At 50.6% G+C, this 19,165-nt stretch carries 24 protein-coding genes; 20 read left to right on the top strand and 4 right to left on the bottom strand.

The window, feature by feature from the left end; genetic code table 11:
• Positions 1-318: 318 nt before the first annotated feature.
• Positions 319-495 (top strand): hypothetical protein, encoded by a 177-nt coding sequence (locus HYX70_01340; protein ID MBI2797928.1) that lies wholly within the window; start codon positions 319-321, stop codon positions 493-495.
• A gap of 41 nt (positions 496-536) precedes the next feature.
• Here HYX70_01340 and HYX70_01335 read toward each other — a convergent pair whose 3' ends face one another.
• From HYX70_01335 to HYX70_01325, 3 genes are all read right to left on the bottom strand, one after another.
• Positions 537-917, bottom strand: a complete 381-nt coding sequence (locus HYX70_01335) for a hypothetical protein (protein MBI2797927.1) — start codon at positions 915-917, stop codon at positions 537-539.
• Positions 918-2,024: 1,107 nt separating this feature from the next.
• Entirely contained in the window at positions 2,025-2,414 is a 390-nt protein-coding gene (locus tag HYX70_01330; GenBank protein ID MBI2797926.1) for a hypothetical protein, read from the bottom strand.
• A gap of 136 nt (positions 2,415-2,550) precedes the next feature.
• Positions 2,551-3,180 carry a transglycosylase family protein gene (locus HYX70_01325; protein ID MBI2797925.1) on the bottom strand — a complete coding sequence of 210 codons (630 nt, stop codon included), beginning with the start codon at positions 3,178-3,180 and terminating at the stop codon, positions 2,551-2,553.
• A 384-nt stretch (positions 3,181-3,564) separates the two neighbouring features.
• Between HYX70_01325 and HYX70_01320 the strand changes: the two genes are divergently transcribed.
• From HYX70_01320 to HYX70_01305, 4 genes are all read left to right on the top strand, one after another.
• A complete protein-coding gene (locus tag HYX70_01320) occupies positions 3,565-3,846 on the top strand; it encodes a hypothetical protein (protein ID MBI2797924.1) in 282 nt (93 codons plus the stop codon).
• Positions 3,847-3,885: 39 nt separating this feature from the next.
• Complete coding sequence (locus tag HYX70_01315; GenBank protein ID MBI2797923.1) at positions 3,886-4,308, top strand: hypothetical protein; 423 nt, start codon at positions 3,886-3,888, stop codon at positions 4,306-4,308.
• On the top strand, positions 4,292-4,642 hold the full coding sequence (locus tag HYX70_01310) for a hypothetical protein (GenBank protein ID MBI2797922.1): 351 nt from the start codon (positions 4,292-4,294) through the stop codon (positions 4,640-4,642). The genes HYX70_01315 and HYX70_01310 overlap by 17 nt, the downstream gene beginning before the upstream one ends.
• 123 nt (positions 4,643-4,765) lie before the next feature.
• The gene (locus HYX70_01305) at positions 4,766-4,948 is read left to right on the top strand and encodes a hypothetical protein (GenBank protein MBI2797921.1); all 183 of its coding nucleotides are present in this window, start codon (positions 4,766-4,768) and stop codon (positions 4,946-4,948) included.
• Between the two features lie 158 nt (positions 4,949-5,106).
• Here HYX70_01305 and HYX70_01300 read toward each other — a convergent pair whose 3' ends face one another.
• The gene (locus tag HYX70_01300) at positions 5,107-5,694 is read right to left on the bottom strand and encodes a hypothetical protein (protein MBI2797920.1); all 588 of its coding nucleotides are present in this window, start codon (positions 5,692-5,694) and stop codon (positions 5,107-5,109) included.
• Between the two features lie 136 nt (positions 5,695-5,830).
• Between HYX70_01300 and HYX70_01295 the strand changes: the two genes are divergently transcribed.
• The 15 genes from HYX70_01295 to HYX70_01225 all read left to right on the top strand — a co-directional run bounded on the left by HYX70_01295 (position 5,831) and on the right by HYX70_01225 (position 19,099).
• On the top strand, positions 5,831-6,277 hold the full coding sequence (locus HYX70_01295; GenBank protein MBI2797919.1) for a hypothetical protein: 447 nt from the start codon (positions 5,831-5,833) through the stop codon (positions 6,275-6,277).
• Between the two features lie 305 nt (positions 6,278-6,582).
• Positions 6,583-6,894 carry a hypothetical protein gene (locus HYX70_01290; GenBank protein ID MBI2797918.1) on the top strand — a complete coding sequence of 104 codons (312 nt, stop codon included), beginning with the start codon at positions 6,583-6,585 and terminating at the stop codon, positions 6,892-6,894.
• 180 nt (positions 6,895-7,074) lie between these two features.
• Positions 7,075-7,587 (top strand): hypothetical protein, encoded by a 513-nt coding sequence (locus HYX70_01285; GenBank protein MBI2797917.1) that lies wholly within the window; start codon positions 7,075-7,077, stop codon positions 7,585-7,587.
• Between the two features lie 241 nt (positions 7,588-7,828).
• Positions 7,829-8,188: a MarR family transcriptional regulator gene (locus HYX70_01280; GenBank protein ID MBI2797916.1), complete on the top strand. Its 360-nt coding sequence runs from the start codon at positions 7,829-7,831 to the stop codon at positions 8,186-8,188.
• 5 nt (positions 8,189-8,193) lie between these two features.
• A complete protein-coding gene (locus tag HYX70_01275; protein MBI2797915.1) occupies positions 8,194-9,978 on the top strand; it encodes an ABC transporter ATP-binding protein in 1,785 nt (594 codons plus the stop codon).
• Between the two features lie 118 nt (positions 9,979-10,096).
• A complete protein-coding gene (locus tag HYX70_01270; GenBank protein ID MBI2797914.1) occupies positions 10,097-10,798 on the top strand; it encodes a hypothetical protein in 702 nt (233 codons plus the stop codon).
• Positions 10,799-11,228: 430 nt separating this feature from the next.
• Positions 11,229-11,711, top strand: coding sequence for a hypothetical protein (locus HYX70_01265; protein ID MBI2797913.1), 483 nt, complete (start codon positions 11,229-11,231; stop codon positions 11,709-11,711).
• A 199-nt stretch (positions 11,712-11,910) separates the two neighbouring features.
• Entirely contained in the window at positions 11,911-12,759 is an 849-nt protein-coding gene (rpsB, locus tag HYX70_01260; protein MBI2797912.1) for a 30S ribosomal protein S2, read from the top strand.
• A complete protein-coding gene (tsf, locus tag HYX70_01255) occupies positions 12,759-13,373 on the top strand; it encodes a translation elongation factor Ts (protein ID MBI2797911.1) in 615 nt (204 codons plus the stop codon). Before rpsB ends, tsf begins: the two co-directional genes overlap by 1 nt.
• A gap of 8 nt (positions 13,374-13,381) precedes the next feature.
• Positions 13,382-13,942: a ribosome recycling factor gene (gene frr / locus HYX70_01250; protein ID MBI2797910.1), complete on the top strand. Its 561-nt coding sequence runs from the start codon at positions 13,382-13,384 to the stop codon at positions 13,940-13,942.
• A 13-nt stretch (positions 13,943-13,955) separates the two neighbouring features.
• Positions 13,956-14,657 carry a di-trans,poly-cis-decaprenylcistransferase gene (gene uppS / locus HYX70_01245; protein ID MBI2797909.1) on the top strand — a complete coding sequence of 234 codons (702 nt, stop codon included), beginning with the start codon at positions 13,956-13,958 and terminating at the stop codon, positions 14,655-14,657.
• The gene (locus HYX70_01240) at positions 14,654-15,733 is read left to right on the top strand and encodes a site-2 protease family protein (GenBank protein MBI2797908.1); all 1,080 of its coding nucleotides are present in this window, start codon (positions 14,654-14,656) and stop codon (positions 15,731-15,733) included. The genes uppS and HYX70_01240 overlap by 4 nt, the downstream gene beginning before the upstream one ends.
• 309 nt (positions 15,734-16,042) lie before the next feature.
• Positions 16,043-16,888, top strand: coding sequence for a CPBP family intramembrane metalloprotease (locus tag HYX70_01235; protein MBI2797907.1), 846 nt, complete (start codon positions 16,043-16,045; stop codon positions 16,886-16,888).
• 129 nt (positions 16,889-17,017) lie between these two features.
• The gene (locus HYX70_01230; GenBank protein MBI2797906.1) at positions 17,018-17,824 is read left to right on the top strand and encodes a hypothetical protein; all 807 of its coding nucleotides are present in this window, start codon (positions 17,018-17,020) and stop codon (positions 17,822-17,824) included.
• Between the two features lie 222 nt (positions 17,825-18,046).
• A complete protein-coding gene (locus HYX70_01225) occupies positions 18,047-19,099 on the top strand; it encodes a rod shape-determining protein (GenBank protein ID MBI2797905.1) in 1,053 nt (350 codons plus the stop codon).
• Positions 19,100-19,165 lie beyond the last annotated feature (66 nt).

The following is a 19,165-nucleotide window of genomic DNA, read 5'->3' as shown; positions in this document are numbered from 1 at the left end:
GAGTTGATGTACCACCAGCTCAACACACTCCTGGTTATTCTGAGGTAAATTTAGTAATGTATACATGGAACAAGTCCTTTCGTTAAGTTGTTAGTTTGCAACCTAATTGTAAGGCTTGTTCCGTTTTAGTTTAAAGAACCGGATATCTTCTCCTCCGACATTCGAAAATCAGAAAGCCAACGAGACTAAGCGTTTCTGCTTCGAGAACTTGCTTGCATAGCAGCGCAGAACAGAAAGAGAAGTCGAAGTTGGTGTTTCTAGATTTGAGCCCATGTCGGCAGTTTTATCCAACTTTTACTGCTAAAAGTTGGCCGCGCCATGGAATGGCAAGACTCAATTTTCGCTTTGAAAAGCGACCATTCTTTTGAAACACCAAAAGAAGGCAAAAGTGTTTTGGCCTGTACTACGATTCTATCAGTGCTCAGCCAGTCGCAACTTCCTGTTGCTGCGCGGTTCGCTAGACAGCGAATTCTTGCAACAAAGGGCGTTGCTTAGTGGCTTCGTTTGCTGATCACAGCAACGGCCGGGGAGGGCAACTACTCAGTAGCTTTACCAATCTTGGCGGTTATTACTACTTGGCGGGTCTCGCCATTACTATCGGTGATCTGGGTGGTTTTGGTTTGTTCGTAGTGGCTAAGCAGGTAGTGGCTCAAGATTTCCTCGAGATCTTTGAGCTTGAGCCGATAATCCTCGACCTCGTCTTTGAGCTGTTGGTAATCTTTGTCGTCCATGAGTAGTTTGCGGGCCTCAGCACGTTTGGTAGCTAGCTCCTTAATAGAATCGGCCAGCTTTTTGAATTCCTCGCTTTGCTCCATAGCATCACGCAGTTGGTCGCGTACGGTCTTGAGTTTGGCCCTAGTTTCGGCAATCTCGGGCAGCAAGCGCTGGATTTCGGCTAGTGAGTCTTTGTTTTCCATATCTCCCTCCAAGTTTTGTAGTAGACATTATTATAGCAAAATAGACCGTTAGCTTAAGCCTTGTAAATAAGCTGAATGGGTATATAATTCTAGCTAAGATCATTCTTGATCGTTGAAATCTGGAGGTTGGGCGAAAGCTCTTCCGTGAAGGACGGCTTCAGTTGTCTGGATCGGCAATGGATTTGTGGCATCCATAACCTCTGCTCAGGGGAGCGAGGCTCTTGTCTCGCTGGCTCCATCTACCAGCGCTCTCCAAGCGCTCTTGCCAGCTAGATTAAGCGTAAACGCGCTAGATCTGCTCCTCGGAGTTCGTTCCGTACACCAGGCAGAGGGTGAACATCTTCCCCGATCTCATCCAAAACCTGGTGTGCGGACACTTCGTGTGTGTGTGTGTGTGTGTGGGTGGCGGTTTCTTGTCGCCAACCTATTCCTTCTCTTGTCTCATGCGACAGGAGCGTCGCACGTCACCTACACGCACCACTTGTTCCTGCCCGAGCTTAGCGCTCAAAGCGCGGGCCCATTGGCTCGGCTCGGGTGGGGCGCTCTACCAGCAGTGAGGTTGGCCCCAAATCCGCCCGCTTTGCCTCGCTGCTGGACCGGTCGAGATCCCAGGTGGTCATCCGCCGCCCCACTTGGGATCTCCCGGCAAGCTCTTAGCCGCGTTTTTGTGGCCGAGAGCCTTTTTTGACTAGATAGTTAAAAACTGCAAAATCACCTATATAGCGTTGGACTAAGCATAAAAACACTATATGTAGCGAAAAAGTCTCAAAAATACTCTTTACAAGCATAATGCTTAAGTCTAAAATAGGCATTATCACTATTAAACAAAACAAAAGGAGGGTGAGTTTATGCCAGACAAGAAGGCGCAAAAAAACAGCATAGCTGATAGCGACTGGGACAAACCCATGGTGTGCCCAATTGACCCCGAAGAGCTCAAAGAATGCGAGGCTTGCCAGTAAAGTAGCGAGTTTATAAGCAAAAACAAAAAATGACTCCGATCTAAAGTCCAAGGAGTCTTTTTTGATTCTGGGGCCAGACCCAAGCAGCTATTGGCTGTCTCGGTCGGACCCCCAATCTAGTTAACCAGATTGGAGCCCGTTCTGATAGCTACCTCTTTCTCTTGTGTTGGGGCTTCAACTGTCGCTTGCGCTTCTTCTGCCGGTTGGAGTTGGGATCGAAGCTGCCCAGCACCAGAACGTCGTCTCCAGGCTGAAGATAGAGCTCGTAGGGCCGATCGTCAGGATCGAGCCCTGGGTAGTGAACGATCTTGACCAGCTGGTCTTCGCCGAGCCATACGCCGGTGCTGGTTTCGACGGAGAAGACCCGGATCTCGCCGCGCAAGCTATGGATCTCTATGGGGTCAACGGACTCCTCGAAGGACACTAGGCCCTCGTCGTTCTTTACCCACAGCTGGATGGGGTCGACATCTATGATGACTCCGGCTCGCAGGTTGGCTACGTCTACCGGCTCTGCGTCGGTATATTGATCTCTGGCCATGCTGGTCCCTCGAATGGTTGTGATTGAACGGGTGACTAGATTTTGCAACACCGCCGCTACAATTGCAAGCGTAGGCTTATACCAAAAAGCCCGCCTCATTACGAGACGGGACTCTCTGGCTTGCTTTACCGGCAGCTTATATTAAGCCTTGGGCAGCAAGTTTTCGGGCACAGCCAGGAAACTGATTGTAGATGGAGCTGCGTGAAAGCAGCTTCTGCACGGCTTGGATTTGGACATCGATTGGAGCCAAATCAGCGCGGGCATAACCAGTACCCATGGAGTTCCAGGTGCCAGTAGAAAACTGAAAGGCGCCATAGAATCCATTGCCCGAGTTGCGGTTAGCGGTCATGCCTGACTCACACATACCTAGAGCTTGAATGGCGGCATCTGAGATAGAACCACCAGAAAAGCTAAAGTTGGTATTTACGGGAGTAGATACGACCACCTTAGCCGCAGCAGTCTGAACGGCAGCTGCGGCAGCAGCTTCAGCGGCCTTTTTGGCAGCAGCCTCGGCATCTGCCTTGGCCCGTGTCTCTTGAGCAGCCCTTAGGGGAGCTAAGACATCGTTGTCAAAGCTGCCGTGTTTGGGTTGCAAGTTCAGGGCAGTTTGAGTTTTGGTGTTTAGTGTTAAGGTGTAGTTTGAGGTGCCAGCAGCTTCGGCAGGTTGAGCCGGAGTTGCGGCGGCGACTAGGTTGGGCACCACAGGAGCAATCGCCTGGAACAATATCACCACAGCGGCCGATATTGTTGTTGCTAGGTTACGCATGGTCGTTTTTAAGTAAAAACTTCCGCCCGGAACCTTTCTTTTGTTAATGCTCTTTAGAAGGACAATCCTCGACCTATAGCTGGCCTTTGCAGGCCAGCGTGAAAGGGGAAAATCCTTATGGTAGGTGCTCAACTGAAAAGAGACCTATTGGCCTCGTTTCATTGAACGAGCGCTAGTATACCAAGCATAAGCATATTTGTCAAGAGCTTTTTGTGGATAATTTATACTCTACAGATAGGAAAATCTATAATTTTTATGCTTGACAGATTAAAAGAGGGCAAATTACCTATACTCTTATGCTCGCGCTATTCGAGTAGATATGTTATAAATTAGCCAGTTTGCTGGCCTCAAGCCGAGGCTGCCTTGACAATTGGAAGGTGTATAATGCCAGACCCCTGGACCCAGGAACTCTGGCTGCAACGCCGGAGATACAGTGTGAAGTATCGGATAGTTGAAGCTTTAATGCTTCGAGGCTACGACGTATTTGAGCTCGAGGCTATGCTGGTTGGGGCAGAGGATTTGGTGTATGAAGTTGCTCCAATTCATCACGACCGCATTCGGTATCTAGATGCTCGGCTTAATGAGATCCACGAGGCCTTGGTGGCCTACAGGTGTCAATACGGCCTATTCTCGGATGCCGAGCTGGAAGATAGAATGGAGGGCTAGCGGGCCAAACTAAATTCTGCTAGCCAAATAGGAGGCGATATGGACTTTTGGAATAGTTGGAACCTGGCCTGGTATGGCCTGAGCGCCCTACTGGTTCTTGGGGCTACTTTGGTGGTCGCGAGTACCGTGCGAGATCCATTTCCGAGCAAACCCGGTGACAGCCTGAGGCTCGGGGTGTTTGTGCTCGGTCTGCTTGCACTCGGCGGTCTGTGTGCTTGGGCAGGAGCTGCCAGCTTCAACCCAGATGAATTGCTGACCAATTTGGTAGGGCGAGTACCTGGCGAGGTCTTTGGCGCCATAGCCGGAACGGTCGCACTGTTCCTGGTGGTGGCCATTACAGTCACCTCCTGGCCTGTGTACTGGGACGAAAGAGCAAGACAATCAAAACGGGCACGAGCCCAGAGCAAATCCAACCAGAAACAGGAGGAAGGCAATGGGAGCAAGAATGGTGAAGATAGTTGACCCACACCTGTGGGTTGTGCCAGTAGGCGCGGTCGTCACTTTCGCGGTGATGCTGAGCTCTGTACCTACCTATGAGTTCCTGTCGACGCGCTGGCCAGACTGGCAGCATTGGGGTCTTGGCCTGGCCGCCGGCTGCTTTGTGCCTCTGTTCATCTGGTTCTGGCTATGGGGGCTCACCCACAGGATCATTCCGGTGGGCAGCTCGGTACGACAGAGCGACTTCGAGGGCCAACCTCGCGACAAGGTAGATCCGCGCGACGTGATAGGTGGGTTCTCGGCCATTTGCCTGACTGCTCTCGGTCTCTTCGTGGGGCTTGTTGCTACATTCACCTAGGAGGTTGAAGACATGAAGAAGGCAATTTGGAAGTGGATTGGTGCGATAGTGTTCGCGCTGGTCGGTACCTACTACCTGGGTCTGTTCGTTCGCGACAAGCTCAACAGAACAAAGGGGTAAGTGATGAAGAAGTTAAAGTATCTGGTAGTCGCAGCCGTGGGCGTAGTTCTGGCCGGCGGCGCCACGTACTGGTTGTACACCGATGGTGACCGCCACCCCAGTGCCCAAAGGAACCTACGCAACTTCGACAAGAAACGCCAAAGACAAGTGCCGCAGAACCGATGGGACGGTACTCCGTGGCCGTAGAGCGAACTTGGGCAGGTGTTTTCTGGAGTGAAATCCAGAAGGCGTAAATCCTGCCCCAACCTGAGTATTTAAATTCGCAGTCCAGCGAATTGAATTTTCAGGTTGTAATTTTACCCCACAAACGCCGGAACCCCGCTCAGGGGTCCCGAACGGGGTTTTTATGCCACCAGTGCTGTCTGGAGTTGTACCAGGGCAAAGGTGGCGTAGATCTTGTGTGGCTTGACCGGGAAGAACAGGCGGATGTTGGGCCTCTTGTTGGCGGTCTGATTTGTCCAGTCGGCTTTTCTACCCATCAGCACGAAGCAGATCGGCAGCGAATACCTGTCGTAGAACCACTTGATCAGAAGATTCCACGTCTCCTCCTGATGGCGCTCTGTGCCGGCTTGAAGCTTGGCCCGGGTAGAGAGCTGGCTCAGAACAAGCCTGGCCAGTCGCTCATCCCACACTGCCAACTCACTAGACTGCACTAGCTCGAACCGCATGTCGTTGGGACTGCGTGGATCGGGCATGATTGCCGCAAGCAGCTCTACCTGAATCTCGCGATCCTCGGCGCTTTTGCCCACGAACTCATAGGCATGAAAGAGCAACTCATGGTCGCTGATCTTGGGGTTGGCTCCGCCGTTGTTCACGGTGGCGAATACGTCATCCTGCCAGAACTCGGTAACTCGGTCGTAGTGGTACTTCTGATCGATCCAGCCTCCATCGGCTTCGTTGGGAACTTCTTCGGGGATATGGTCATTTGGCACCGCCGTCCTCCGCTCGTGCGCTGGTGTGAAAGGTCTAATTGTCGTTATACTACTACAGCACAGGATTGTAAATACTGGTTCGCCATTGCAAATAAAACTTGTTAGAATAGAGCTTAACCTTATTTCAGGAGAATAAATGGCCAAGAAAAAGAAGAGAAAGCCGGCAGGTAAATCATCCAAACCATCCGCAGCGCCAAAAAAGCCAGCTGCCAAGAAAAAGATTGAGCCTAAAAAAGAGCTAAAAGACCCCAAGAGTGTTGATCTGGCCGAAGACTTAACCGAGCCAGTGCCACACGAGGCTATTGTGAACCCCAAAATTGCCAAGTATTTACTAATAGTTGTAGCCATATTGCTTGTTGTGGTGGCAATCTTGTGGTTTGTAGTGCAAAATGCCCGCACTCAACAGATTAACAATGTGCAGAATCAAGATAAGCTGCAAAATGTAACGCCCGGGCAGCCAGAGAGCATACAGGGCGGCGGTAATTCGAGCCTACAGAATTCTAGCTCACCCCAACCCAGTGATAGCTCGGGCTCTCAGCTACAGCCAGCTCAGTCAAGTACTCCTAGTCAGGTAAATCAATAGATGTGTTATTGTTCGAGAATCTACCAATAGATGGAGACGAGAACTATATTTAGTTCTCACAAAAGTTCGAACAATGAAAGGGTATTGTTAACGTGTTGGTACAAAAGTTAATGTTTTTGTAAGAAATTCCAGGGGCGAGTCAAATAATTGGGGTGAGGAAAAACGAGCACAGAATTCACTCACATGGTCCGAAGCCGTGTCTGGTGTTTCATAGATTTTGAAACAAGTTCAGGATGACAAAAGTGTGAATTGTGGTTCGGCCAAAAGTCATTGCTGCATCTGTGGGTAGCTGCTATAATTTAGCCATGAAAAGTAATGAGTTTGTTGCCAAAAGGGAACTCGAATTAAGCCTTAAAGAGTCCGAAGATCGGGTAGCTAATCGTGTTGTTGATGAGATAAGCGAAGTAATTCGTGATCTAACTGATCAGATGAGTGACAAATTCCAGAAGGTTGACCACGACATAGCAGGGGTTAAGTCCGATATAACGGAGGTTAAGTCTAATGTTGAGGAGCTTAAACTTGGCCAAAACCGTATCGAAGTTAAACTCGATAATACTATTGAGCGGGTTGACGATCACAGCCAGCGCTTTGAGGTTCTAGAGAAACAATCAGTGTAGCACACTCCGAACTAGAGTTTGCAAGCCAATTGTAGATTGTGGTTCGGCCCAACAATTAGACCTTATAAAGGTCTTTTTTGTTGCGCTAAAATGTGATATAAATAGCCTTAATCATCGAGCCGTATCTGGTTGGGTGTAACAAGTTCGCTTACAGCCCGTTGACAACAAGGAGGATTCGTAATGGCGGACGACGAACTGTCTGAACAAATTGGCAACATCTGCTTCTGGCTATTTCTAGGTGGAGTAGTGCTGCTCATGATCATCGCCGTTGGCTACTGGCTGGCCGACAAGATCAGAAAAGAGGTGCACCATGAGCGTGAACGACGTGGCAAGCTGGCCGCCAAGCTGACCGAATTGCTGCCAGAAGGCTCGAAGGTGGTGAGTACTCACTGGCGACCGGGCTGGAACGAGGGTGGCTACATGGTGGCATGGGTGTCGGTGGGTAATGCTGGCAAAGATGCCGTGCTTTGTCGGCTTGACTACTACTGCAAACACTCCAGGCTACAGTTGAGGTCGAGCCTGCCCAGCTTCGAGCAGGAGTGTGAACCAGGCAAGATGCCAGCATTCTTGCGGCCTCACCCGCACCGCAAAAAGTTCTGCCGCAGGGTAAAAACGACCTACTTCAACCTGCGAACCGGCAGTTGGTGGTTCGTGCCGGCTGAATCCGACGGCGAGGTGGAAGTTAGCAAGTAAGCGAACGGGGCAGCCTTCTTGGAGCTAGTCTTCTAGAAGGCGCATGCCCCGTGCCCAGAGTATTTAAGCGAGTTTTTTGAATATTGTGGACACGAAAGGTATTGACAGTAGGTTATGTAAGCAGCTAACATATTAAGTAACTTATATATCCCTAGTTATTATGCGTAAAAAACTAATCGACAAGTTCTTAAGAAGCTACTTCCACTTTCACCGTACCATCGATGCTAGTTGTGCTTGCCCAATGCAAGGGCGTCGACTCAACAAGGCTCAGATAGAGCTTCTGTACAACCTGCACAAGAACAGGGCTATGAGTGTTGGCGAGATTGCCAAAAGCTGCTCGGTTACTAGCAGCGCCGCCACCCAGCTGGTCGAGGGTATGGAAAGGTGTAGTCTTTTGGTTCGGTCTGAGGATAAACAAGACCGGCGAGTGGTAAAGATCTCATTGAGTCGCAAAGGCCAGGACTGTTATAAAGATTTTCATGTTAAGCACATAGAGGTGGTAGATAAGCTTTTGAGCGGTGTAAGTGTCGATGAGCTGCAGACTTTGATTCGAATTCAAGATAAAATAATACAAAGCAAAACCACCATAGGCATTAAGTAGTATATATGAAAGAAATCTGGCGAATAATTAACTTCTCACGCGTTCTTTGGCGCTACTACTTAGCAATTGCTGTTTTTGTGCTGGCACTGTCGGTTTTAGCCCTAGTAACACCGTTTTTAATTAAGGGCTTAATTGACGGTCTCACCACCCAGCTAGCTGGCGGCAAGGTGCAGTTTAGTTACTTCGGCAGGCTTCTATTTGGCCTGTTGGTTGTAAATGTTGTAATTACTCTACTTAGCAACGTTAACGGCTACTTGGGCGACAATATGGCTGCTAGGCTCAACAACCTACTCTCGGAGCGGTATTTTGATCACCTGCTCAAACTACCAATTGGTTTTTACGACAACGAAATTACTGGTAAGATCACAGCTCGCCTGGAGCGCTCAATTACCGGCATAAGCACATTAATGCAAACTCTTAGCAATAACTTTATACAGTTCTTTTTAACGACTGCTATCACCCTGGCCGTTATTGCCTGGTTTAGCTGGCCGGTGGCGGTGCTACTAGCGGTTATATTTCCAGCCTACATTTGGATAACCCACCTCAGCTCGACCTCTTGGCAAAAGGTGCAAGGCAAAATTAACACTGAGCGCGATGTTAGCAATGGCCGCTTTGTGGAGTCAATTAGCCAGATTAGAGTTATTAAGTCGTTTGTAACCGAAATTAGCGAGCTAAACTTCTTTAGCAAAAAGCGACGCAACATTGAGAGCCTCACCCGCAACCAGTCCAATAAATGGCACCGCTACGATGTGGCCCGCCGACTCATTCTAAATCTGGTGTTTGTGGGTATATACGTGGTTATAATCTGGCAGGCTTTTACCGGCCGCTATGGCCTGGGCACGGTGGTGCTGTTAATTACTTTAGTTAACCAGGCGGAGTTTCCGTTGTTTGGCTCTAGCTTTATTGTTGATGCTCTGCAGCGAGCTACAGCCGATAGCCGTGACTACTTCGAAATTATGAACACCAAAGCGGCAATTACCGACGAAGCAGGCGCCAAAGAGCTCAAGATTACTAAGTCGCAAGTTGAATATCGCAAGGTCGACTTTGCTTACGAAAAAGGTCAGCGAGTTTTAACCGGCATTAGCTTTACCATTAAGCCGGGTCAAAAGATTGCCCTGGTGGGCGAAAGCGGCGAGGGCAAGAGCACTATTGCCAATCTAATGCTGCGCTTTTACGAGACTACTGGTGGGCAAATATTAATTGATGGCCAAGATGTGAACGAGGTCACTCAAAAGAGCCTGCGCCGAAATATTGGCGTGGTCTTCCAGGAGCCCCAACTATTCAGCGGCACCGTGCGTGAGAACGTTGCCTATGGCCAAGACGACCCAGCCGAAAAAGATATGATTGAGGCTGCCAAGGCGGCCAATGCTTATGGTTTTATCAAGAAGCTGCCCAAGGGCTTTGATACCGAAATTGGAGAGCGCGGCGTTAAGCTGAGTGGCGGCCAAAAGCAACGCATTGCCATTGCTCGAGCGATTATGAAAGACCCATCAATTTTGATACTCGATGAGGCCACCAGTAGTCTTGATAGCAAAGCCGAGCATGAGGTGCAGGAGGCGCTGGAGCGGCTTATGAAAGACCGTACCACCATGATTATTGCCCACCGTCTGAGCACCATTGAGCATGTCGATATGATTGTGGGTCTCAAAGGCGGTAAGGTGTCGCAAATGGGCACACCCGATCAGTTGGCCAAGCAAAAAGGCATTTACGCCGAACTGCTAACCTTGCAAACCATTGGCGCCAAAGACAAGCGCAAGGCTGAGCTCAAGAAGTACGATTTAGCTGGATAGCTGTTACGTTTGCATATGAACTCCGCTAATGGTTCAATTAGCTTGATTGTCGCAAACCTGCGACGACGCAACGATACTGGTAGGGGTACGCCCCAAGGTACAGCAAAGGAGCCTGGCAATGGATTCGTCCAACAGGCCAGAAGTGAAGGCCGCGGTTCGCCGAGCCGTAATGCGCGGCGGTGAATACATCCCGCCCGCCGAAGTCACTCCAGAGGAGTGGCACGACTTCGTGCTGCTGTGGCTGCACGACCTCGGGCCACACATGGAGTATGTCACCATGAAGCCAGAGGCAATCAAGAAGCACCTTTGGGAACGTCCGGGCGCTGGTTCATACCAATTCCGAAACGTCGCCCAGCGGGTCTACGACGACAGCTTCCTGCAGAGCGAGATGCTTTCGACGAGGGCGATCTTGCTTGTTGAGCATCACTTTCGTGAGGCCAAGAAATACCGAAGCTTCTGGATGCTGCAGTCGGGCAATCTGTTGATGTTGGAGTTTGAGTACACGACCGACGTGGACAATCAGGCGGGCTTCGACCACAACAGGACTGCAGTTACCGAGATAGTGACCAAGATAAACTTCGAGGTGGTCTCTGACGACCGGCTCCTGGAGTTGATCTATGAAGACGCTGAACGTGACAAGAACCCCAACCTGGGCTCTAGCCACCCAGGCTTCTGCCTGGTCAATTCGGTTACTAAGGCCGTTGGCAGTACCGGCCAAAGCCGCGTTGCCCGAGGCGGCGAAATGGTGGCAAAGGCTGTGGCGGTAACTGCTGCGCTCGAGCGGCTGGATCCGACGGGCATCATGACAAGGCTCGACTAGTACGCAAGCCCTCAGGATGGAGGCAGACGCCCCCAGTTCTGGGGGCATTTGCCATTTTAGGAGTATAATCTTACTGTCACACTCATTCCCGGCGGAGTGAAAGTGAGCAGTTTTGATATGGACCAGGTTAAGCTTCCTGGAAAGCGAGAACTGAAGTCGGTGCTGCGTAAAACCTGCCCTTTGGGTGAATTAGAGCCTCTGTGGGAGGTTTTTGCACAGACTGCGTGTAAAGTACTGTCCCAAACACAGCTCCAGATGTGCTGGATTGTAGCGGTCGACCAGTTCTGTTGGGCCTCTAAGCGCCCTGATTGGTATCGAGCCGATCTCCAGGCCAAATTTGATGTAATCTGGGAGGCATTAAGTACCATTGACAAGCAACACCGTTAGTGGTATACTGTGTTTCTGATCTTCGACAGAAAGGGGTTCCCCAATGGAGCCACAGCAATTTCGCCGCCAAGGCGAGCATGAAGGGTACGCAGTGGCGAGGTTCGTTGCCGTGACCTTCGGCGCGGTGTTCGTGTTCGGGTTGGGGTTTGATCCTGAGAGGAACCCTGAGAACTCGGGCCAAATGGGCTTCGTTATCCCGCTGGGGATCGATGACTATGGCGCCTTCACCAAGGAGCTTGGTCGCGTTCGGCGAGAAGGATCCCCTCTGCTTTCGCAGCGCCAGTCTCGGGCCTATGCCTTCCTCAACCTGTTCGATGAGGGAGATGGTCACTCGAAGCGTCTCGAAGAGCTTGTGCGCCCCTTGGGTGACTACAAGATGATCTTCATGGACTTCGTGCTGATCTCGGCGGACAACATTCGTCTTCCGCCCGGCACGCTCGAGCTCCTCCCCGAGGTTCCAAAGCTCGAGAACCTCCGCCGGTTTAACCCGGTCACTCAGGAATTCGAACTCCTCGTGCCGGCCTGAGCCCACTCGAGCTCGAAGAACACCAACAGCCCTCGACGAGAGTCTCTGACTCCCTCGCCGGGGGCTTTCGTCATTTTATGAAGCTTTTGACCATCTTAAGCCTATCTGTTACAATTATTGCACTTAAATGTATTAAATCACGCACCTGCAGCAAGCTCCTCCCAACTGGGATACTGCAGCGAGGCTATCAAGGAGAAATATGAGCGAAAAAACAACTGCAGCTACTAAAAAAGCTGCGCCCAAAACGTCTACAGTCAAAACTGCTGCTGCAAAGCCAGCCACCAAAAAAACAACGACAAAGATTGACCCAATCTTGCGCGAGCTACTCGAGGCCGGGGCTCATTTTGGTCACCAAACGGCTCGCTGGAACCCCAAAATGGGTGAATTTATTTACACTGCTCGAGGCGGGGTGCACATTTTGGATCTCACCAAAACTGCCGAGGCTCTAAAGAGTGCCGAAAAGTTCATCGAAGACGTCACTAAACGTGGCGGCAACGTTTTATTTGTTGGCACCAAACGCCAGGCCAAAGATGTCTTGGCTAAAGCGGCCGCGGGTGCCGAGATGCCCTATGTAAATCAGCGCTGGCTGGGTGGCATGCTAACCAATCTAGAAACTATCCGCAAGCGCGTGTTGCGCATGAAGAAGTTGCGCTCTCAACAAGTCGAAAACGACTTTGCCGACATGAGCAAAAAAGACCGCTCTAAGAATCTAAAAGAGCTCGAAAATCTTGAAAAGATCTTTGGTGGCGTGGTCGACATGGACACCGTGCCAGCGGCACTGTTTGTAGTTGATATGCCGCGTGAGGACATTGCCATTGCCGAGGCTCACAAGCTAGGCATACCGGTGGTTGCTATTTGCGACACCAACGCTGATCCTGACCGAGTGGAGCACCCCATTCCAGCTAACGATGACGCCATTAAGGCCGTTACACTAATTACTACAAAAATTGCCGAGGCTGCCCGAGTTGGCCACGAGGCCTACAGGGCCAAAGCCGCCAAAGATGCAGATATGGAGGCCGCCAAAGTTGCTACAAAGGAGGAGAAGTAATGGCCGATTTTAGTATCGACGATGTAAAAAAGATTCGCGAAGCCACCGGGGCGGGCATGATGGATGCCAAAGCTGCACTCGAAGAAGCTAAGGGTAACTACGACAAGGCCCTCGAAGTTTTACGCCTCAAAGGCTTGGCCAAAGCCGCCAAAAAGGCTGATCGAGCGGCCGAAAATGGTGTAATTGAAAGCTACATTCATGGTGGCAAGATTGGTGTGCTAGTTGAAGTGGCTTGCGAAACCGACTTTGTAGCCCGCACCGACGACTTTAAAGCCTTTACTCACGATCTGGCCATGCACATAGCCGCTGCCGAGCCGGTCTACTTGAACCAAGAATCGGTGCCCGAAGATGTGATAGAGAAAGAAAAAGAAGTTATTAAAAAAGAGGTGGTGGCCAGCGGCAAACCAGCCGAGCACGCCGACAAAATTGTTGAGGGCAAGCTTAACAAATACTACGAGGCTGTCTGCTTAAGCGATCAAAAATTTGTAAAAGATCCTGAGCAAACCATCGAACAGATGCGCCAAGCTCTAGTGGCTAAGCTAGGTGAAAACATTGTGATTCGACGCTTTGTACGCCTAAGCCTTGGTGGCGACCAACCAACGCTTGCGGTATAATAACCAGCATGAATCAACAGTACTTAAACGCTGCTGAAACCAAAATGAAGGCCGCCTTAGAGCACCTGGAAGGTGATCTAGCTGGGCTGCGCTCGGGCCGGGCTAATGCCGGCTTGGTGGACAGCATTAAGGTTGAGGTTTATGGCCAATCCATGCCCATTAAGGGTTTGGCTACGATCACCACGCCCGATGCCAAAACCATTCAAATTCAACCCTGGGATCAGGCTAATTTAAGTGCAATCGACAAGGCCATTCGTGAACACCAGGCCCTAGGGTTAAACCCGAGTAGCGATGGCCACACGCTGCGACTGAACATTCCGCCAATGAGCGAAGAAACTCGCTCACAAATGGTTAAGTTACTAGGTCAAAAAGCTGAAGAAGCCAATGTGAGTATGCGTAACGGGCGCCACGAAGTTTTGAATGAGGCTAAATCGGATTCCAAGGCCAAAAAAATTACCGAGGATGACCTAATTCGAGTTGAAAAGGATTTGAATTCTTTGATTGAACGTTATCAGGGCAAGGTTTCTGAGGCCGTTGAGGTCAAAGAAAAGGAGCTAATGGCTATCTAGCCAAAGCCCCAGTATGGCCAAAGCCAAAAGCCAGCTAAACCATATTGCCTTTATTGTCGATGGTAACCGCCGTTGGGCAGTTGAGCGTGGATTGTCCAAGCTCGACGGCCACAAGGCTGGCTACGAACGCCTCAAAGAGATTGCCCTAGCCTGTTTTGATCGAGGTATTGCCCAGGTGGGTGCTTACATATTTTCGACCGAAAACTGGAACCGACAAGAAGCCGAGGTGTCATATTTAATGAACCTGGCTTATCGGATTTTTACTCAAGATCTCGAAGAGCTTAATAGCAAGGGCGTGCGAATCAGATTTTGGGGCTTTCGTGAGCGTTTGAGTGCGAAGCTGCAACAAGCCATCGACGAAACCGAGAGCAAAACTGCCAAAAACACTGCTGGCACGTTGAATCTGTGCTTTAACTATGGTGGTCAGCAAGAGATCGTAATGGCGGTTAAGGAGATTGTTGATTCCAAGATCAGCGCCGACAAAGTGGATGAAGAGGTAATAAAAAGCCACCTTTTTACTCACGATACACCCGCACCAGACCTAATAGTGCGAACTAGCGGCGAGCAACGGCTGAGTAACTTCTTGCTTTGGGACAGTGCCTACTCTGAGCTAAATTTTGTGCCGGCTTACTGGCCAGACTTCGATGTAGCCTGGCTCGATAATGTGATCGACGACTTTAATGGCCGCGAACGACGCTATGGTGGGGGCAAATGATCTTAACGATTGTTCTGGTTCTGTTGGTGTTCTCGGTATTAGTGATTGCTCATGAATGGGGGCACTATAAGGCTGCCCGCCGCAACGGCGTAAAAGTCGATGAGTTTGGCGTTGGTTTTCCGCCGCGGCTATGGGGTCGTAAGAGTAACGGTACCTTGTTTAGCATAAACACCTTTCCAATTGGTGGCTTTGTGCGCCTCAAAGGCGAAGATGGCGAGGCCAAGGGTGCCGACAGTTTTGCCAGCAAGTCGGCTTGGGTAAAGACCAAGATCGTAATGGCAGGCGTTACCATGAATCTTTTGATTGCTTATTTATTGATTACATTTCTACTTATTGTTGGCATGCCGCCATTGCTGCCAAGCGGCTTACCAAGTTTCGGCCCGATTCAGCCCGCACCTATTGGCGAGGCCAAGCTAACGGTTTTGGCCGTAACGCCCAACTCGGCCGCCGCCCGCTCCGGCCTCAAGACGGCCGACCAACTGGTTTCTGTGAATGGCCAGATGTTGAGTAGCAATCAGCAGTTGCAGGACTTTACCAAATCTCATGGCGGACAACAGATAACTCTGGTTTACAAGAACTCGCAGGGCGAGCACACGGCAACAGCGACACTCGGTACCGATCCAAACAAGGGCAACTTAGGCGTGGCCTCAGATAGTTTGCAGCTTATGCGTTATTCATGGTGGCAGGCACCGGTTGCCGCGGTGGTGGTGGTTTGGCAGCTTGTTGAGGCCACAATAGGTGCTTTTGCTGGCCTAATTGTCGGTCTGTTTACTCAAGCCAAGGTCAGTGAGCAGGTAGCTGGGCCAATTGGTATTGTCTCGATCTTCTCGCAGATCATTCAGTTTGGCTGGCGCTACATATTGGTGTTTGTGGCCTCGATATCATTGAGCCTAGCGGTAATAAATGCCCTGCCACTACCGGCGCTTGATGGTGGCCGAGAGCTACTGATAATCTTGCGCCGGGTTGGAGTTAAGATTACTCCGGCGCGCGAAAACCTGGTGCACGTTTTGGGTTTTGCAGCCTTAATTATACTGCTGATTGTAGTGAGTATATCTGACATAAACCGACTGCGCTAATTACCGTAGTTCTCCGACATTCGAAAATCAGAAAGCAAAGTTGTCTGAATGCTTCTGTTCGAGCACGAGTGCCGTCTCTGTCGCAGAACAGAAAGTGAAGACAACTTTGTGATTCTAGATTTGAGCCCATGTCGGTGAGTTTGCTTCTTTGCTCACTCAAAGAAGTCCCGCGCGGACAGCGCAAGACTCAGTTTCGGCCGAATGGCCGACTTACTTTTTGACAGCAAAAAGTTAAGCCAAAACTGCCGGCATGGACGCTAGTCAAGAGCACCAAAGAGCTTGTTGCTTCCAGCTCTACGGAACTCACTTATGCTCAAACAGTCCTCGAACATGGAGCACACCAACCTCTTTGGCTTCCTGTTTGCTGTAATGCCGCTAAAACATCTAGGTGCATTCGGCTATAATAAAGCCATGGATCCCTTGCGCAAAGATCTTGCGATTGCCGGCGTAGCTTGGCGGCTGCGCGATGCCGCCAAGGCGCTGGCAATGATAGTTGCCTTGCCGGTTGGTTTTTATATTATGCTTATTATTTTGGCTAAAAGCCGCTTGCTCCCAGGCTTTTTAAGTAGTTTTTTTGTTACCGACCCGTATTGGTCTGGGGTGAGCCTCACGCTGATTACCGTAGCCATCGAATTCCTGGTTTTGCTCATGTTAAAGCAAAAATACGGGCTTAAGCTAGTTGACTTTGGCTTGCGTAAGTTTAAGCCACTGAACTCGGCCGGATATGTTGTATTGTTCTACATATTAACAGTCGTTTTAGTGGCAATCAGCTATGTGGCTATAAAAGTGCTTTGGCCAAGCTTTAATGCCGATGCACCTCAGGCTGTGGGCTTTGAATTTGGCAAGTCAGGGGCAGGACTAGCATTTAGTTTTACCTCGACCGTAGTAATCGTGCCTATAGTCGAGGAGATATACTTTCGGGGGGTGATTTTGCCAACCTTGGTGCGCCGCTGGGGTTGGTTAATTGGGGCGGCTGGTAGCAGCATATTGTTTGCTGTTTTGCACTTTCAGCCCAATGTAATTATTTATACTTTCTTGCTGGGTATGTTCTTGAGTTTAATGTATATGCGGCTCAAAAGCATTGTTCCTGGCATATTTTTGCACATGCTCAACAACTTGCTGGCTTTTGCTTTGCTTGCCGGTTGGATCAGATAACAAGACCTTGACAGAAGCATGGTGGTTAACGTTTTTAACTATAAAGCGCCGCTCTCAAGCTGAGGCTTGAGACCACGATGCACGACACAGTGTAAGCGTGGATGAACACCGGCAAAGGAGGCCATTAAGATGGCCAAGAGAGCTACACGACAGGAGCTCGGCGACCTGGGGGTGGTGTACAACCGCCTCTTCGAATTCGTCAAGAGTGGCAAGCGTCCAGCTGACGAGGCAATCGCGGGGCTGCAAGCTCTGGTGGACGGCAAGTTCTCGGTTGAGGGCCTGTATGACCGCTACAACGCTCAGCTGTTGACAATCCATGAGCAGATGGCGCTCCTGCGTGAATACAACGCCGGGTATTGGAACTACGCCCTCAGCGACGAGGACTTCGAGCGTGTCTTCAGTGAGGACGATCTGGAGCATGCGCAACAGATCGACGACCTGTTGCTGCTCTATGTCGACCTCGGCTCGCCCGATGCCACCTTCGAGACGTGGTGGCGAGTGATCCGCGTTGATCATGACAACACTCGTGCCGAACGTATGTGCGCCGATGCGGATCATCTCCGTCTCAACTCCTCTGCGTGCAACTACGAGCGGGGCATCCACCTGGTCCACATCGATCTGTTGGCGAACTGGGAGCCCTCGAAAGGTCGGATGGTTGGCAACATCTGTCAGCGATCCGAGAAGAAGTCCAGGAACTTGGCCCACGCTGAGGTCTTGGCGGCCTACGCCTACCACCCCAAGCTGCTTCAGCAGCAGGATGGCAAGCGTCTGCCCTACGTCGAGATGGCTGGCTATGAGCTCTGCCTGCCAGACGGCACATGGGTGGGGGTTCCTCGTCTGGAGTGGAACTTGGCCAGCAATCGGGTTCTGCTCGAGACCGACTGGCATGGCGCCCGGCAAACCCGGCACAGCGCACCGGAAGTCTGGTCGGACTAGTAGCACGGGACAGTCCCCACAGGGGTCTGAAGAAGGGGTTCGCGAGATCATCGCGACCACTGGTCTTCGGGCCCCTTCTTCATTTCTACGCAATTTAAACCTGATTTTATCTAGTACCAGCCCTTGTAGCTTGTTACACTATAATTACATGATCCAACGTTGGCAGAAAAACAATTTGGATATTTTTGAATTATGCGCACTGAAACTTGGGGGTGGATGCGCATGATCAACTCTTTGCTTGGCAGATTCAGCCACGACATTGGCATTGACCTTGGCACTGCCAATACTTTGGTGTACGTGCGTGGCAAGGGCATTTTAATTAACGAACCTTCAGTTGTGGCCATTAACAAAAAGAACAAGCAGATCTTGGCAATTGGTGACGAGGCTAAACGCATGGTTGGCAAAACCCCGGCCAATATTGTAGCTACTCGTCCACTCGTTGATGGTGTCGTGAGTGATTTCGAGATTACCGAACAAATGCTTAAATATTTCATCGAAAAGGTGCATCGTGAGAGCTTTGTGCTGTTCCCGCGCCCCCGTGTGGTGATTGGCATCCCCTCGGGTGTTACCGAGGTCGAAAAGCGGGCTGTTGAAGATGCCGCCAGCAATGCCGGCGCCAGGCAGGCTTTCTTAATCGAGGAGCCCATGGCGGCGGCAGTAGGGGCTGGTCTAGAGGTGCACGACGCCGCTGGCAATATGATTGTCGATATTGGTGGCGGCACCAGCGAGGTGGCGGTGATATCTTTAGGCGGCATTGTGGCTAGTCGTAGCATTCGCATAGCGGGTGACGAGCTAACCGAAGATATTATTAACTATGCCAAAGAGAAATTTAACATGCAGGTGGGTGAGCGCTCCGCCGAAAACATTAAGATCACTATCGGCTCAGCTCTAAAGCTCGACAAAACCCTCGAGGCGCCACTGCGCGGTCGCGACATGGTAACTGGCCTGCCCAAAGAGATGATTATCGATTCCGACCAAGTGCGAATGGCGCTGGCTCGTAGTGTGCGAGCAATTGTGGATTCCATTAAGCACACCATCGAAGAAACACCACCGGAGCTAATAGCCGACATTATGGACCACGGCATTTACTTGGCTGGTGGCGGTGCGCTGCTGCGTGGACTCGATAAGCTGCTCGAACAACAAACCAAAATGCCGGTGCACATTACCCAAGACCCTTTGACCGCCGTGGTGCGGGGTACGGGCATGGTACTCGAAGACATTGATAGGCTAAAAGACGTGCTGGTGAGCACCCAGTACGAGAAGGCACCTTACTAAACCATGGATGTTGCAGGCTTCTTTGTTGCCAATTCCGAGGCTTGTTCGTCGTACCTGTTAGTACGA

This window comes from Candidatus Saccharibacteria bacterium (assembly GCA_016191105.1).
Taxonomy (GTDB): Bacteria; Patescibacteriota; Saccharimonadia; order CAILAD01; family BJGX01; genus JACPPH01.
This window is presented reverse-complemented; position numbering and strand designations above follow the sequence as displayed.